Origin of the sequence: Paraburkholderia sp. EG286A, assembly GCF_040965375.1 — a bacterium.
GTDB lineage: Bacteria > Pseudomonadota > Gammaproteobacteria > Burkholderiales > Burkholderiaceae > Paraburkholderia.
This window is the reverse complement of record NZ_JBFRCB010000006.1, coordinates 601,587-614,732: the sequence shown is the minus strand read 5'-3', so window position 1 is coordinate 614,732 and position 13,146 is coordinate 601,587. Positions and strand designations below refer to the sequence as shown.

Below are 13,146 nucleotides of genomic sequence, written 5' to 3'. Positions count from 1 at the left end.
CACGCGGCGCCAAGACGCTTACGCCGCGCCGCCCGCGCTCTTGCCGAACAGCAACTGTTCGATCAGCGTGTTGTCGATGGTTTCGTTGTTGAGCGTGCGCGCGAGCAGTTCGCCCGCGAGCAGTTGCGGCGAAAACACCATGTCCGGCTGCAGCAGGCGCAGCCGCTGCAGGTTGCGGCTGTCGTTGACGAGCGCCACGGTGCGCACCTTCGGCGCGATTTCCTTGATGGCGAGAATCACGAAGGCGTTCTCGGCGTCGTCCGAGCGCAGCGCGAGCGCGGCGAGCGCGGTTTCGGCGCCCGCGTTGTGCAGCGTCGCGGTGTCGCTCGCATCGCCGACGATGAGGTCGGCCTCCGGTGGATAGTTGTGCGGAATATTCGGCGCGACGATCACGGTCGCCGCGTAGCCGCGCTTGAGGAGCCCCGCGTACACGCTATGCGCGAGCGGCGACGCGCCGACGATCAGATAGTGGTTCTTGCGGGTCACGTTGGAAATGCCTCCCTTCACGATGCGTTTCAAATGGCCGCCGATCACGGGCCCGATCACGGCGCTGATCGACGTCGCGAACACGGTGATGCCGAGCACGATGATCGAGGCCGTGAACAGCCGCGCAGTGTCCGAGCGCGGCACGATATCGCCGTAGCCGACCGTGGACATCGACACGATCGAGAAGTAGAACGCCGTGACGAGGTTGCGGATAGGCGGGTCGAAGTCGTCGCCGAGATACAGCGAGCCGAACACCGCGTAGACGACCAACGAGCCAATGCTCAGGAATGCGAACAGCGATCCCGCGGCGACGCTCGCGCGATCGAAGTGGCGCCAGTAGTAGATCAGCGCGCAGGCGAGGGCGAGCGAGAAGCCGGCGAGCGCGTGACTGCGATAGTCGCCCCACAGGCAGATGCTGGCCGCGCCGGTGAGCAGCACCAGAGAAAGCACCCACGCCACGCGGGCGCGCAGCGCGATGCCGAACGACATCATCGTGAGGCCGGTCGCAACGAGCGCCTGAGGCAGCGCGAGCACGCCGAACGCATTGATGAGCGTGATCCAGTCGTCGAACCAGTTGCCGCCCGCGTGTTCGAGCGCCTTCTGTGCGACCGGGCGCACCAGCAGCAGGCCGTCGAGCACCAGCAGCACAGCCAGGTAGCCGTGCGGCACGAGCCCTCGGGCGTAGCCGCGCAGGCGGCGCGCGTACGCGCTCATTGCTGCGCGTGTTGCGTCGGTTGTGTCGGTTGCTCAGGTTCCGCCGGTTGCGTCTGCACGATGTGCAGCTCGCGCGTGCGCAGGGGCAGCGAGCAGTGCGCGTCATTGAGCGTCTGGCGCACCTTGCGCGACAGCTCCCAGCGCATCTCCCAGAACGTGTCGATATTCGACCACACGCGCACGTTGAGCACGGCGGTGCTGTCGTCGAAACGCGTCACCATGACTTGCGGCGCGGGCGAGGCCAGCACGCGCGGGTCGGCGGCGGCGAGCGTGCGCAAGGCGTCGATCGCGCGGTTCACGTCGTCGCGCACCGACACTTCCACTTCGAGGTCGAGCCGGCGCGTGGGATTGCGGCTGTAGTTGCGGATCGAATTGCTCCACAGCGCGCTGTTCGGCACGTACTCGCAGATGCCGTCCGGTTTCGTGAGGCGCGTGGTGAAGAGATTCACTTCCTCGACGGTGCCCGCGACGCTGGCGCCGGCGCTGCCGTCGATATAGTCGCCCACCTTGAACGGCCGCAGCAGCAACAGCATGATGCCGGCCGCGATGTTCTGCAGCGTGCCTTGCAGCGCGAGACCGATGGCGAGACCGGCGGCGCCGAGCACCGCGACGATGCTGGCGGTCTGGATGCCGATTTGCGAGAGCGCGCCGATCACGGCGACGAGGCGCACGCCCCACACGGCGGTGTCGCGCACGATGGGGCGCAGCGTGGGATCGATGCCGCTGCCTCGCCGCTTGATCCAGTTGCCCACGCGCCGGGAGAGCCACCAGCCGAACCAGAGGATCGCGAAGGCCGCGCACAGGCGCAGCGCGAGCGCGGAGAGCGCGTCCCACAGGAAGCCCCAGTTGGACGGGTGCAGGTGTTCGAGGAGGGGTTGCATGGTGAATCAGTCCTTGTCTGCGGAGCCCTGAGTCCGGCTCCGTTGCGAAAGGACGTATTGTACGAGCGGCGTTTCGCTTGCGGCGCGCGTGTGGCGTGCCGCCATGCAGTTGAGGCTCGCGCGTCAGCCCTTGGGCGGCGTATCCGCGCCCGGCCCGAGCGTGCGCTGCATGAGCGCGGTGTCGCGCCACTCGCCATGCTTGAAGCCCACGCCGCGCAGCGTGCCGGTCAGCGTGAAGCCCAGGCGCTCGTGCAGTTTGAGCGAGCCGCCGCGCGGGTCGGCGACCACGGCGATCATCTGCCGCCACGGGCCGGCCTCGCAGCGCTCGATCAGCGCGTCGAGCAGCGTGTGGCCGAGTCCGCGGCCGCGAAACGCCTCGTCGATATAGATCGAGTCTTCGACCGTGAAGCGGTACGCCGGACGCGGCCGGTAGGGCGTGGCGTAGCAGTAGCCCGCCACCTGGCCGTCGATCTCGGCGACGAGCCAGGGCAGGCCGTGTTCGCGCACGGCGGCGTGGCGGCGCAGGAGTTCTTCGCGCGAGGGCGGCGTCTCCTCGAACGACGCCGTGCCGTGCAGCACGTGGTGCGCGTAGATCGCGGCGATGGCGGGAAAGTCGTCGGCGGTGGCGTCGCGCACGTGCGCGTCGGAGTGTGGGTTCATCGGTTGGAGCGAGCGCGAAGGCAAAGGAGAAGGAGGTTTGCGTTCCTCACTATGCCTTGCGCGGGCGCGCTTTTGAAGCGCGCCAAAAAAGCCCGGGCTAGACGCGCTGCGTGCCCGCGCGATTCGCGACAGCGGAAGCACCGCCCGCGCGCCCGAAGCGCCGCGCGCCGGCCACGCACGCGATCACCACGGCGGTGACGGCGATCATCGCGGGCGGCACGGACTCGTGCAGCAGCAGCGCGGCGAGCACGAAGCCGAAGAACGGCTGCAGCAACTGCAACTGCCCGACGCCCGCAATGCCGCCGAGCGCGAGCCCGCGATACCAGAACACAAAGCCGATCAGCATGCTGAAGAGCGACACATAGGCGAACCCCCACCACGAGGCCGCGCCCACCGCGGCGAACGAGGCGGGCCGCAGCCACCACGCGAGCGGCGCCATCACGGGCAGCGAGATCACGAGCGCCCAGCAGATCACCTGCCAGCCGCCCAGGCGCCGCGAGAGCCGCGCGCCTTCCGCGTAGCCGAGCCCGCACACGACGATCGCGCCGAGCATGAGCGCGTCGCCGAGCGGCGAGGCGTCGATGCCGTGGCGCAGCGCGAACGCCACCACGGCGGCGCTGCCCACCGCGGAAAAGAGCCAGAAGGCCGGCTGCGGACGCTCGCCCGCACGCAGCACGCCGAACACGGCCGTGGCGAGCGGCAGCAGGCCGACGAACACGATGGCGTGCGCCGAACTCACGTGCTGGAGCGCGAGCGCCGTGAGGAGCGGGAAGCCCACCACCACGCCGAGTGCCACGATGACGAGCGGCCAGACCTCGGCGCGCGCGGGTCGCGCCGCGCGCAGCCCAAGCAGCAGCAGCACGCTGAGCCCGCCCGCGATGCTCGCCCGCGCGACGGTGAGGAACACGGGGTCGAGGCCGAGCACGGCGAGCCGCGTGGCGGGCAGCGAGCCGCTGAAGATGAGCACGCCTGCCAGGCCGCAGAGCCAGCCGTCGGTGGTGGGGTCGAGCGTTTTGCGCATGGGCTTGTGGGCAAGAGGAAACAGCGGTGATCGATCCGCAGATGATGCGCGCCGCGCCGCGCGAAGGTAAGCTACAGATCAGTACAATTTGTTCAAACTGTATTGAACACGGAGCAGTACAGATGAAAGACAGAGCGAGGACGCAAGCCCTGCCCATGACGCGCGTCGAGCAGGTGATGCAGGCGCTGCGCGAGCGCATTGCCGCGCGGGCCCTGGCCGCGGGCGCGCGCGTGCCGTCGATCCGGGCGATGAGCGGGCAGCTTGGCGTGTCGAATTCGACGGTGGTGGAGGCCTACGAGCGCCTCGTCGCCGAAGGCGTGCTCGTCGCGCGGCGCGGCGCCGGATTTTTCGTGGCCGGGCACGCGCCGCCGCTCGCGCTCGCCGCGCTCGGGCCGCAGCTCGACCGCGAGATCGATCCGCTCTGGCTCACGCGCCAGTCGCTGCAGACCGAGGCCGACGCGCTGCGGCCCGGCTGCGGCTGGCTGCCCGCCTCGTGGCTGCCGCAGGACGCCGTGCGGCGCGCGCTGCGCGCCCTCGCACGCGACCCGCGCGCGCCGCTCACCGATTACGCGTCGCCGCTCGGCCTGCCGGCGCTGCGCCAGCAGCTGGCATGGCGGCTCGGCCAGCACGGCGTGGAGACCGCGCCCGGGCAGATCGTGCTGACCGACGGCGGCACCCAGGCGCTCGACCTGTTGTGCCGCTTCCTGCTGGAGCCGGGCGACACCGTGCTCGTGGACGACCCGTGCTACTTCAATTTCCAGGCGCTGCTGCGCGCGCACCGGGTGCGCGTGGTCGGCGTGCCGTACACGCCGACGGGCCCGGATCTCGCCGCGTTCGAGCGCGCGCTGGCCGAATCGCGTCCGCGCCTCTATGTGACGAACTCGGCGGTCCACAACCCCACGGGCGCGACGCTCGCGCCCGCCGTCGCGCATCGCCTGCTCAAGCTCGCGGAGGAACACGACCTCCTGATCGTCGAGGACGACATCTTTGCCGACTTCGAGATCGAGCCCGCGCCTCGCCTCGCGGCCTTCGACGGGCTCGCGCGCGTCGTGACGATCGGCAGCTTTTCGAAGACGATGTCGGCGGCGGCGCGCTGCGGTTTCATCGCGGCACGCGCAGACTGGATCGAGCCGCTCGTGGATCTCAAGCTCGCGGTCTCGTTCGGCAATGGGGAGATGGTGGCGGAACTCGTGCACCGCCTGCTCGTGGACGGCACCTATCGGCGGCATCTGGACGGCTTGCGTGCGAAGCTCGCCGACGCCATGGGCGAGACGCTGCAGCGGCTCGCGGCGCTGGGCCTGACCGCATGGACGCGTCCGCAGGCGGGACTATTCGTATGGGCGCGGTTGCCGGATGGACTCGACGCCGCGCAGATCGCGCGCGAGGCGCTGGTGGAAGGCGTGGTGCTCGCGCCTGGCAACGTGTTCAGCGTGTCGCGCAGCGCGGGCGATTTTCTGCGCTTCAATGTTTCGCAGTGCAATCGTCCGAAGGTCTACGAAACATTGCGGCGTGCGATGGAGCGGGTGGCGCAGCCCGCATGAAGGGGCCGCGCCCATGCATCACGGTTCGTGACGCAGATAGCCTTCCTTCGACGGATCGCGCATACGCCACGAGACGATCAGCGAAATCGCGCACAGCGCGGTCACGTACCAGTAGAACATGGACTCGCTGCCGGCCGCCTTGAACCACAGCGCGACGTATTCGGCCGAGCCGCCGAACAGCGCGTTGGCCACCGCGTACGAGAGACCCACACCCATCGCGCGCACTTCGGGTGGGAACATCTCGGCCTTGATGAGGCCGCTGATCGAGGTGTAGAAGCTGACGATGGCCAGCGCCACCGTGATCAGCGCGAACGCGGCCACCGGGCTCGACACGTCCTTGAGCGCATGCATGAGCGGCACCGTGCCGATCACCGCGAACGTGCCGAACAGGATCATCGACGTGCGCCGGCCGATCTTGTCGGACAGCGCGCCGAACACCGGCTGCATCAGCATGTAGACGAAGAGCGCGCAGGTCATCACGTTGCTGGCGGTTTTCGCGTGCATGCCGGCCGTGTTGACGAGGTACTTCTGCATGTAGGTCGTGAACGTGTAGAAGATCAGCGAGCCGCCTGCCGTGAAGCCCACCACGGTCAGGAACGCGCCCTTGTGCTGCCACACGCCGCGAATCGTGCCCGCGTCGCGTTTGTGGCGCGACTCGCTCGTCGAGGTTTCGTCGAGCGATTTGCGCAGATAGAGCGAGATCAGCGCGGCGAATGCGCCGACCACGAACGGAACGCGCCAGCCCCAGGCCTTCAGTTCTTCGGTGGAAAGCGTCTGCTGCAGGATCACGAGCACGAGCAGTGCGCAGAGTTGGCCGCCGATCAGCGTGACGTACTGGAACGACGCGAAGAAGCCGCGCCGGCCCTTGAGTGCGACCTCGCTCATGTAGGTCGCGCTCGTGCCGTACTCGCCGCCCACCGAAAGTCCCTGGAAGAGCCGCGCGAGCAGCAGCAGGAACGGGGCGAACGCGCCGATCTGCGCGTAGGTGGGCAGCATGGCGATCACGAGCGAGCCGCCGCACATCATGAGCACCGAGATCATCATCGCGGTGCGGCGGCCGTGGCGGTCGGCGATGCGGCCGAACAGCCAGCCGCCGATGGGGCGCATGAGGAAGCCCGCGGCGAACACGCCGGCGGTGTTGAGCAGCTGCGTGGTGGTGTTGCCGCTCGGGAAGAACGCGGGCGCGAAATACAGCGCGCAGAACGAGTAGATATAGAAGTCGAACCACTCGACGAGATTGCCCGACGAGGCGCCGACGATGGCGAATACGCGTCGCCTCGTGTCTTGCGCGGATAGCGTGGTTGGGTCGGTCTGGACGTCCATGGGCGGGTCTTCTCCTGGTTTGTGTGTTTTGTGGCGAGCGGCCGTCATGCGACCGTCGCAAGAGTTGAAACGCGCGCCGCCGGGTCCCGGCGCGCGATGCCCGCGATTTTAGATAACTGTAATTAAATGTGTGGAAAATGTAATGACTGCACGAACGGGCCCTAATAGGCCCACGCAATGCCGGTTCGCGAGGCACAAAAAAGCCAGCGGGGAGCCGCTGGCTGGAGGGGGAAAGCGGGGGAAAGTCGCTCAATGCTGCTTGCGCAGCGGCACGTCGCGCAGCAGCCACGACAGCGCGAACGAGAACACCACCACGACCGCAGCCGAAAGATAAACGGTGTGCAGCGCGCCGGCGAACGCATCGAGATACTGCGCGTGCAGCGTGGGCGGCAAATGGTGGATCACATCGGGCGTGAGCGGCTGCGGCAGTTGCACGTCGGCGGTAAGCACCTTTTCGAGCCGCGCGTTCAGCCCATGCGAGAACACCGCGCCGAACGCGGCTACGCCCACCGAGCCGCCAATCGAGCGGAACAGCGTCGCGCCCGACGTGGCCACGCCCATGTGGCGAAATTCCACGGCGTTCTGCACGGCGAGGATCAGCACCTGCATCACCATGCCGAGGCCGCAGCCGAGCAGACCCATGTAGACATACATGAGGTGAATCGGCGTATCGATCTGCAGGCGCGCGAGCAGCATCATCGCCACGGCCACGAGCGCCGTGCCCACGATCGGGAATATGCGGTACTTGCCGATCTTGCTGATGATGCGGCCCGTGATGATCGACATCACGAGCACGCCGCCCATCATCGGCAGCATCTGCATGCCGGCCTGCGAGGGCGTCGAGCCCTTCACCACCTGCAGATAGAGCGGCAGGAACGTGACCGAGCCGAACAGCGACACGCCCACGATGAAGCCGATCAGGCTCGCGAGCACGAAGGTGCGCTGGCGAAAGAGTTCGAGCGGGATGATGGGCTCGGCCGCATGCTTTTCCTCGTGGATGAAGCCCGCCACGGCGACGATGCCGAGCAGCAGCGTGAGCCAGAGCGTAGGCGACGTCCACGGCAGCAGCGAGCCGCCCTCGCTCGTGAAGAGGATCAGGCAGGTGAGGGCAGCGGCGAGCCAGCCCGCGCCCATGTAGTCGATCACGTGCTTCACGTGCGCGGCGCGCGGCTTGAACACCGCGCCGATCACCACGAGCGCGATCGCGCCGAGCGGCAGATTGATGTAGAAAATCCAGCGCCACGACAGATGCTCGACGAGAAAGCCGCCGAGCAGCGGCCCGATCACGGTGGCGATACCGAATACGCCGCCGAACATGCCCTGATACTTGCCGCGCTGCGCCGGCGGGATCACGTCGCCGATGGCGGCCATCGTCACGACCATCAGGCCGCCGCCGCCGATGCCCTGCAGGGCGCGCAGCACGATGAGCTGTTCCATGTTCTGCGCCACGCCGCAAAGCGCCGAGCCGATCAGGAAGATCACGATGGCAGCCTGCAGCACGATCTTGCGCCCGAACAGGTCGCCGAACTTGCCGTAGAGCGGCACGACGATCGTCGAGGTGAGCAGGTAGGCCGTGACGACCCATGAGAGCCGGTCGAGCCCGCCCAGTTCGCCGACGATCGTAGGCAGCGCCGTCGAGACGATGGTCTGGTCGAGCGCGGCCAGCAGCATGACGAGCAGGAGCGCCGGAAACAGCAGCCGGATCGGCGGGTGGCCGCCCGCATCGGCAGCTGCCGGGCCCGACGCCAGCACCGCTGCATTCGCGTGAGCGCCGACCCCCGCCGTAGCGGGCACAGGGTGTTTCGTGCTGGGTTTCATCGTGTGCGTCTGTCTTGAAATTAATTAATTCGGAGGTTAATATTAGGACAATTATTCCAGTTGGTCAAAATTCATTTCGTTACCCGATAAAACGCCTATGAAAGTGCCAGAACCCACCCTCGACAGCGCAGGCGGCACGCCAGGCCGGCCCGCCACGCGCCGTCCCGGCCGGCCCAGCGGCGGCGTGGGCGGGGCGGAGCAGCGCGCGCGTCTGATCGACGCGGCGCTTGCGTTATTCGCGCGCCAGGGCATCCTCGACACGTCGCTGGCCGCCATCGCCCGCGAGGCGGGCGTGACGCCGGCGATGGTCCACTACTACTTCAAGACGCGCGATCAACTGATCGACGTGCTGATCGACGAGCGTTTCGTGCCGCTGCGCGAGTCGCTTGGCGACATCTTCGCGGAGCATCCCGACGACCCCGTGGCGGCGCTCACCGCGCTGGTGCAGCGCTTCGTGACGCTGGGGCAGCGCAATCCGTGGTTTCCGCCGCTGTGGGTGCGCGACGTCATCAGCGAGGGCGGCGTGCTGCGCCAGCGCATGCTCGAGCGCCTCGGCCGCGAGCACCAGGAAAAGGCCCACACGGCCATCGCGCGCTGGCAGCGCGAGGGCCGGCTCAACGCGGCGCTGGAGCCTGCGCTGCTGTTCCAGTCGCTGATGGGCCTCACGCTGCTGCCGCTCGCCACCAGCCAGATGTGGCGCGGCGACGCACAGCAGCCTCACGTCGGCGTCGAGGCGATCGCGCGCCATGCGGTCGCGCTCATCACCGAGGGCGTGGGGCCTGGGCGCATCGACGCACACGCCGATACGGGCATTGATACGGATTAGTCGCCAGCGCGCGCCGTGGTACGCTCCGTGACCTTTGCGGCATGGCCCGTGCGCAGTGCCGCGCGCATGTTCCCGGTCGAGGTCCGGTCTGCCTTCTTGTTCCGCTTCTTCCCGCACTTCTGCGCACCAAGCCCCCGCCATCGTCTGGTTTCGCGACGATCTCCGGCTCGCCGACCAGCCCGCGCTCGCGCAGGCCGCGGCGAGCGGCCTGCCGCTGATCTGTGTCTGGATCCACGATCTGCACGCGTCGGGCGAGCGCCCGGAGGGCGGGGCGGCGCGCTGGTGGCGCCATGAATCGCTGCGCGCGCTCGAAGCGGCGCTGGCTGCTCGCGGCGGCCGCCTGCTGCTATTGCAGGGCGACGAAGCGGCCACGCTGGACACTCTCGTCACGGAAACCGGCGCGCAAGCCGTGTACTGGAACCGCCGCTACGGCGCGGCGCAGCGTGAGGTCGATCGCGCCCTCAAAGCCTCGCTGCGCGAGCGCGGCGTGACTGTCGAGAGCCTCAATGGTCAGCTCCTCAACGAGCCGTGGACGGTGCTCAATCAGTCGGGCGAGCCGTTCCGGGTCTTCAGCGCCTACTGGCGCGCCTGCCTGCGCATGGGCGACCCACCGCCGCCGGCAGGCGAGCCCGAACGGATGATTTTTCAATCGCTGCCAGCACGTCTTACCCAGCGTGCATCGACGCTCGACGCGCTCGGCCTGGCTCCTCGCGCGCCCGACTGGTCGGGCGGTTTGCGCGCAGCCTGGCCAGCGGGCGAGGAAGCCGCGCTGGAGCGCCTGCGCGCGTTCCTCGCCACCGACCTCGACGCCTACGCCGGCGAGCGCGACGAGCCCGGCGACGCGGCCACGAGCCGCCTCTCCCCGTATCTCGCCGTCGGCGCGATTTCGCCGCGCCAGGTCTGGGCGGCGCTCAGGGCGGCGCAGCACGCGCACGGACGCGGCTCGGCGCGCCGCGCCGCGAGCGCCGAAAAGTTCGCGAGCGAACTGGGCTGGCGGGAGTTCTGTCATTACCAGCGCTTTCACTACGTCGATCTGGCCACGCGCAACCTGCGTCCCGCTTTCGACGCCATGCCGTGGCGCAAGGACGCCGCCGGCCTGAAAGCGTGGCAGCGTGGGCTGACCGGCTATCCGCTCGTCGATGCCGGCATGCGCGAGCTTTGGCACACGGGCTGGATGCACAACCGCGTGCGCATGGTCGTGGCGTCGTTCCTGAGCAAGCATCTGCTGATCGACTGGCGCGCGGGCGAGTCCTGGTTCTGGGACACGCTCGTCGACGCCGACCCGGCCAGCAACCCGGCCAACTGGCAGTGGGTGGCGGGCTCGGGCGTGGATGCCGCGCCGTATTTCCGCATCTTCAATCCGGTGCTGCAGGGCCAGAAGTTCGACCCGCGCGGCGCCTATGTGCGGCACTGGGTTCCGGAGCTGGCGGGCCTGCCCGATGCGCTCGTGCACCAGCCGTGGCAGGCCGGCGCGCAGCAACTCGAAGCGGCGGGCGTGCGCCTCGGCAAAACTTATCCGGAACCTGTCGTCGAGCATGAACTGGCACGCCAGCGTGCACTCGAAGCCTATGCGCAAACCGGTAAGGCCAAAGGCCTTGCCGCTTCGCGACAGCGTTCAAAGCAGGACAAAAAACAGGGCGGCAAAGCGTGAGCGCGGCCGTCATCGGGCTGTCTTGTGATGCGGCTATCGTGCGCGGCGCGGATGGGCGCACGCGCGGCACGCAGGAACCGGACGGCATCAAGATTGCTCTATCAGGACGGCCCGCGTTGCCGTGCGCCCGGCGTGACTCCGGGCTCGTAGCCTTGCGGCACTCGGCCTGACAGACAGAAAGGCATGTAAGCAAACACAATGAACGCAGTACACAAGCTCGACCGGACGACCATCGTCCTCGTCGAAGACGACCCGCACAGCCGGGCGTCACTGACTTCGCTGCTCGAGGCGGAGGGTGCGCATGTGGTGGCGGTCGAAGACGCCGAAACCGGCGTCGAAGCGGCCCTGAGCCTGCACCCCGACGCCGTGGTCTGCGATCTCGACCTGCCGGCCATGGACGGCTTCTACCTGATCCAGCGCCTGCGCGACTACGAAATCCGCGGCGATCACGCACCGACCGTCGCGGTCGCGCTCACGGGCCATACCGACGAAAGCTGGCGTCTGCGCAGCATCGGCGAGGGCTTCCAGCACTTCATGACCAAGCCGGCCCGGCCGGACGAACTGGTGACGCTGCTGAGCGACGCGATCGACGCGCGCCAGTCGCTGTGACGCCGCGCGCGTAGCGCGGCGGCAAAGGTGCGGGTGCGGATGGACTGAAGCGCCGCGAGATGCGGCGCGGCTGAGCTGTTGCCCGCGCTCAAGGGCGGGCAAGATCGGTTAGCTAACGGACGAGGACTGCGCGGCGGCTTGCGGCGCCGCAGCGGCGCCCGGCTGTGCAGCCTTGTCGGCCGAATTGGCCTGACTCTCCTGGCATTGCGCGCAGAGGCCTTTGAGCTCGATGCCGTCGCCGGCGAGCCGGTAGCCCGCGGCCTCGATCTGCGCAACCAACGCCTGGCGCAGCTTGGGCTCGTGCAGCTCGGTGACGTTGCCGCACTGCTGGCACACCACGAGAATGCCGTGCTGACACTGCGTGAGGTCGTGGCACACGGCGAACGCGTTGATCGATTCGATGCGGTGGATGAGCCCCGCCGACAGCAGGAAGTCGAGCGCCCGGTAAACAGTCGGCGGCGCCGAACCCGGATGGATCTGCCGCATTTCGTCGAGCAGCGAATACGCCTTGGTCGCGCGTCCCGAGGCGAGCAGCAGCTCCAGCACCTTGCGGCGGATCGGCGTGAGCTTTTCGCCGCGCTCGCGGCAATAGGCTTCGGCCATCGCGAGCGCGGACTCGACCGAAGCGCCCTCTACACCGTCGTGCGAGTGGGCGTGGCCGTGATCGTGCGCGTGGTCGTGCGCCTCGGTGTCGCTGTGCAGGGCCAAGGCGTCCGGGGACGGTTTTGCTGTCTTCATGCTTGCGATTATACGGGGCGCGCCGCCGGCCCGCCCGCGCCGCCATGGAGCGACGGCTCAGGTGAGCGGCAGATCGATGTACTTGCGAAAGCCCTGGCGCTGTGCGATGCGCTGATACCAGCGTTCGACATTCGGCAGCGGCTCGCGCTCCACGCCTTCGAGTCCGAACCAGCGCCGCGCGTACGCGCCGAGCACGATGTCGGCGAGCGAGAAGCGCTCGTTTTCCATGAAGAAGCGGCCTTGCAGATGGTGGTCGAGCAGCCGCCAAAGCGGGGTCAACTGATCGAAGTCGGCCGCGAGCTTCGCCGTGTCGCGCTTTTCGGGCGGCGTGCGCACGAGCGCGAGGAACACGGGGCGCTCGACGGGCGCGAGGGTGCCGATCGACCAGTCGAGCCAGCGCTCGATCGAGGCGCGCACCTTCGGGTCGGTCGGATAGAGCAGGCTCGAAGGGCCATACTCCATCGCCAGATAGCGCAGGATCGCGTTCGACTCCCACAGCACGAACGTGCCGTCGGTGATCGTCGGGACCTTGCCGTTCGGATTCATGGCGAGATAGGAAGGCTCGTTGAGATGGCCGAACGAGCCGCCCGCGTCGATGCGCTGGAACGGCAGCACGAGTTCATCGCAACACCACAGGACTTTCTGGACATTCACCGAATTGGCGCGTCCCCAGATCGTGATCATCTGGCGCGTACTCCTTGCAAGAGGAAAAAGGGTCAACCTGGCGCAGGCCGCCACGATACACGATTCTCGCGCGGTTTATTTGTGCAGCCAGGCATTTCGTAGAATAGGCGCTGCGCGGCGCCCGGAGTTCCGCCGCCGCGCCCGCTTCGTGCGGCAGCGCTCCCTCGCTTGCCTGCGCGGCCGCCACGAACCTC

Annotated in this window: 12 protein-coding genes; 4 read left to right on the top strand and 8 right to left on the bottom strand. The window is 68.1% G+C overall.

Annotated features, from left to right (window positions below; all coding sequences use genetic code 11):
• Window positions 1-18 precede the first annotated feature (18 nt).
• From kch to AB4Y35_RS29705, 4 genes are all read right to left on the bottom strand, one after another.
• On the bottom strand, window positions 19-1,200 hold the full coding sequence (gene kch, locus AB4Y35_RS29720) for a voltage-gated potassium channel protein (RefSeq protein ID WP_368707179.1): 1,182 nt from the start codon (window positions 1,198-1,200) through the stop codon (window positions 19-21).
• Complete coding sequence (locus AB4Y35_RS29715) at window positions 1,197-2,081, bottom strand: mechanosensitive ion channel family protein (RefSeq protein ID WP_368707178.1); 885 nt, start codon at window positions 2,079-2,081, stop codon at window positions 1,197-1,199. The genes kch and AB4Y35_RS29715 overlap by 4 nt, the downstream gene beginning before the upstream one ends.
• Before the next feature lie 123 nt (window positions 2,082-2,204).
• On the bottom strand, window positions 2,205-2,741 hold the full coding sequence (locus AB4Y35_RS29710) for an N-acetyltransferase family protein (protein WP_368689619.1): 537 nt from the start codon (window positions 2,739-2,741) through the stop codon (window positions 2,205-2,207).
• Between the two features lie 97 nt (window positions 2,742-2,838).
• Window positions 2,839-3,762: a DMT family transporter gene (locus AB4Y35_RS29705; protein WP_368689620.1), complete on the bottom strand. Its 924-nt coding sequence runs from the start codon at window positions 3,760-3,762 to the stop codon at window positions 2,839-2,841.
• 122 nt (window positions 3,763-3,884) lie between these two features.
• Here AB4Y35_RS29705 and AB4Y35_RS29700 point away from each other — a divergent pair, with 122 nt between their 5' ends.
• Window positions 3,885-5,303 carry a PLP-dependent aminotransferase family protein gene (locus AB4Y35_RS29700; RefSeq protein WP_368707177.1) on the top strand — a complete coding sequence of 473 codons (1,419 nt, stop codon included), beginning with the start codon at window positions 3,885-3,887 and terminating at the stop codon, window positions 5,301-5,303.
• Window positions 5,304-5,321: 18 nt separating this feature from the next.
• Here the strand turns inward: AB4Y35_RS29700 and AB4Y35_RS29695 are convergent, their stop codons facing one another.
• The gene (locus AB4Y35_RS29695; protein ID WP_368707176.1) at window positions 5,322-6,626 is read right to left on the bottom strand and encodes an MFS family transporter; all 1,305 of its coding nucleotides are present in this window, start codon (window positions 6,624-6,626) and stop codon (window positions 5,322-5,324) included.
• A gap of 249 nt (window positions 6,627-6,875) precedes the next feature.
• Window positions 6,876-8,444, bottom strand: a complete 1,569-nt coding sequence (locus AB4Y35_RS29690) for an MDR family MFS transporter (protein ID WP_368707175.1) — start codon at window positions 8,442-8,444, stop codon at window positions 6,876-6,878.
• Between the two features lie 97 nt (window positions 8,445-8,541).
• Here AB4Y35_RS29690 and AB4Y35_RS29685 point away from each other — a divergent pair, with 97 nt between their 5' ends.
• From AB4Y35_RS29685 to AB4Y35_RS29675, 3 genes are all read left to right on the top strand, one after another.
• Window positions 8,542-9,270: a TetR/AcrR family transcriptional regulator gene (locus tag AB4Y35_RS29685; RefSeq protein ID WP_368707174.1), complete on the top strand. Its 729-nt coding sequence runs from the start codon at window positions 8,542-8,544 to the stop codon at window positions 9,268-9,270.
• A gap of 88 nt (window positions 9,271-9,358) precedes the next feature.
• Complete coding sequence (locus AB4Y35_RS29680) at window positions 9,359-10,921, top strand: deoxyribodipyrimidine photo-lyase (protein WP_368707231.1); 1,563 nt, start codon at window positions 9,359-9,361, stop codon at window positions 10,919-10,921.
• A 198-nt stretch (window positions 10,922-11,119) separates the two neighbouring features.
• The gene (locus AB4Y35_RS29675) at window positions 11,120-11,530 is read left to right on the top strand and encodes a response regulator (protein ID WP_069268743.1); all 411 of its coding nucleotides are present in this window, start codon (window positions 11,120-11,122) and stop codon (window positions 11,528-11,530) included.
• 108 nt (window positions 11,531-11,638) lie between these two features.
• Here AB4Y35_RS29675 and AB4Y35_RS29670 read toward each other — a convergent pair whose 3' ends face one another.
• Window positions 11,639-12,268, bottom strand: a complete 630-nt coding sequence (locus AB4Y35_RS29670) for a Fur family transcriptional regulator (RefSeq protein WP_368707173.1) — start codon at window positions 12,266-12,268, stop codon at window positions 11,639-11,641.
• A gap of 57 nt (window positions 12,269-12,325) precedes the next feature.
• Window positions 12,326-12,952: a glutathione S-transferase family protein gene (locus AB4Y35_RS29665; RefSeq protein WP_368689626.1), complete on the bottom strand. Its 627-nt coding sequence runs from the start codon at window positions 12,950-12,952 to the stop codon at window positions 12,326-12,328.
• Window positions 12,953-13,146: the final 194 nt, after the last annotated feature.

Bases quoted from the DNA above. Each gene is read 5' to 3' on its own strand.
- kch (WP_368707179.1), bottom strand. From the start codon at position 1,200: ATGAGCGCGTACGCGCGCCGCCTGCGCGGCTACGCCCGAGGGCTCGTG.
- AB4Y35_RS29715 (WP_368707178.1), bottom strand. From the start codon at position 2,081: ATGCAACCCCTCCTCGAACACCTGCACCCGTCCAACTGGGGCTTCCTG.
- AB4Y35_RS29710 (WP_368689619.1), bottom strand. From the start codon at position 2,741: ATGAACCCACACTCCGACGCGCACGTGCGCGACGCCACCGCCGACGAC.
- AB4Y35_RS29705 (WP_368689620.1), bottom strand. From the start codon at position 3,762: ATGCGCAAAACGCTCGACCCCACCACCGACGGCTGGCTCTGCGGCCTG.
- AB4Y35_RS29700 (WP_368707177.1), top strand. From the start codon at position 3,885: ATGAAAGACAGAGCGAGGACGCAAGCCCTGCCCATGACGCGCGTCGAG.
- AB4Y35_RS29695 (WP_368707176.1), bottom strand. From the start codon at position 6,626: ATGGACGTCCAGACCGACCCAACCACGCTATCCGCGCAAGACACGAGG.
- AB4Y35_RS29690 (WP_368707175.1), bottom strand. From the start codon at position 8,444: ATGAAACCCAGCACGAAACACCCTGTGCCCGCTACGGCGGGGGTCGGC.
- AB4Y35_RS29685 (WP_368707174.1), top strand. From the start codon at position 8,542: ATGAAAGTGCCAGAACCCACCCTCGACAGCGCAGGCGGCACGCCAGGC.
- AB4Y35_RS29675 (WP_069268743.1), top strand. From the start codon at position 11,120: ATGAACGCAGTACACAAGCTCGACCGGACGACCATCGTCCTCGTCGAA.
- AB4Y35_RS29670 (WP_368707173.1), bottom strand. From the start codon at position 12,268: ATGAAGACAGCAAAACCGTCCCCGGACGCCTTGGCCCTGCACAGCGAC.
- AB4Y35_RS29665 (WP_368689626.1), bottom strand. From the start codon at position 12,952: ATGATCACGATCTGGGGACGCGCCAATTCGGTGAATGTCCAGAAAGTC.